The 1244-nt window shown below is 68.1% G+C and carries 2 protein-coding genes; both read left to right on the top strand.

Features of this window, described 5'->3' with window-relative positions:
- The coding region (locus AC1DZ6_RS25395; protein WP_477099856.1) for an alpha-E domain-containing protein at positions 1-298 on the top strand (298 nt) is incomplete at its 5' end.
- Between the two features lie 24 nt (positions 299-322).
- Positions 323-1244 (top strand): transglutaminase family protein (locus AC1DZ6_RS25390; protein ID WP_477099855.1); only part of this gene is annotated, 922 nt, incomplete at its 3' end.

Genomic DNA, 1244 nt, shown 5'->3' with positions numbered 1-1244 from the left:
CATCCTGGAGTTCATGGTCTTCGACGAGGACTTCCCGCGCTCGATCCGTTTCGCGACCAATCAGATCGAGAAGCACCTGAGCGAGCTGGCCCGCCACGTCGAGGCCACCGGCCGCGCGGCGCCGGAACGGCTGGCCGGGCGGCTGAAGGCCCGGCTGGAGTTCGCCGACGTCGGCGAGCTGGAGAGCCTGGGCGCCGGCGAACTGCTGACCACCGTGGCCAACGAATGCGCCCGCATCCATCAGGCGATCTACGAGACCTTCGTCGCCTATCCTCTGGAAATGCGCCTGCCCGCTTAGGGGGCAAGCTTAGGAATACCGCCCGTGCTTCTCGAGATCCGCCACGTCACCCAGTACCATTACGAGCGGCCCGTCCGCGAAAGCCTGATGGAGCTGTGGATGCAGCCCCAGAAGGGCGCGCGCCAGCGGTTGGTCAGCTTCGAGCTGGACATCGAGCCGGCCGCCCAAGTGTTCTCCTACGCCGACAGCTTCGGCAACGCCGTCTATCACTTCGACGTGCCCCAGCCGCATGACGGCCTGACGATCATCGCCCGCTCGGCCGTCGAGACCGAGCCGGTGCTCGAATGGCCGCAGCCGCTGGACATGGGCGAATGGGAGCGGCTGAAGAGCGCCTTCGTGCGCGGCGAGTGCTTCGACTATCTGCAGCCCCACGGGTTCGTGACGGTCACGCCGGCCCTGGAGACCTTTATCACCGAGCACGACATCGACGCCCTGCGTCGTCGCGATCCCTATTCGGCCGTCCAGGCCCTGTGCGACACGATCTACAAGGCCTTCGAATACCAGCCGGGGGTGACCGACGCCGACAGCCCGATCGACCTGGCGCTCAGCGCCGGCCGCGGCGTCTGCCAGGACTTCGCCCACATCATGCTGGCGGTTTGCCGCTCGTGGGGCATTCCGGCCCGCTACGTCTCCGGCTACCTGTTCACCGATCGCGAGGCCGGCGACCGCTCCGACCCCGACGCCACCCACGCGTGGGTCGAGGTGTTCCTGCCCAGCTATCGCTGGGTGGGTTTCGATCCGACCAACAATGTGATGACCGGCGAGCGCCACGTGGCCGTGGCGGTGGGCCGCGACTATAGCGACGTCACCCCGTCGCGCGGCGTCTACAAGGGCGATTCCGAGAGCCATCTTGCCGTGGGCGTCTCGGTGCGCCGAGCCCGGGCGGCGGTGGCCGAGCCGGAGTTCCTGCGCATGCCCCGCCCTTCGGCCCCGTTCGGCTCGGCCA

It is taken from the genome of Caulobacter sp. P1_B12_2, assembly GCF_056406675.1.
The sequence above is the reverse complement of the archived record's forward strand: the minus strand, read 5'-3'. Positions and strand labels throughout refer to the sequence as shown.